This window comes from Lutibacter sp. TH_r2, assembly GCF_033101135.1.
In the GTDB taxonomy this organism is placed as follows: Bacteria; Bacteroidota; Bacteroidia; order Flavobacteriales; family Flavobacteriaceae; genus Lutibacter.
On the sequence record NZ_JAWMPV010000021.1, the window covers coordinates 1 to 282 of the forward strand.

The window sequence follows — 282 nt, forward strand, 5'->3', positions numbered from 1 at the left end:
TTATTGCGGTAGAGGCAATTCCATTTACTGTACTTGTGATTTCTCCTGATACAATGCTTAATTCGTTCGTGTTTACGATTGGTGCTGTTAATGAACCTGCTGAATCCGTAATTGTTAATGTGTTAACCGATGAACCTAATGCTGTGTTTACCTCATTGGTAACACTTCCATCTACTTCTGTTCCTGTAACTACATAAGGTGTTGTTGATGAACCATCGCCTGTTACAGTATTGATTCCTGCTCCTGTTACTAACGTTTCTGTTCCATCAGCTACTGGTAATG

General features: G+C 39.4%; 1 protein-coding gene. It reads right to left on the minus strand.

The genetic code is table 11. From position 1 onward, the window contains the following. Nucleotides 1–282 (minus strand): hypothetical protein (locus tag R3X25_RS15195; protein WP_317675819.1); only part of this gene is annotated, 282 nt, incomplete at both ends.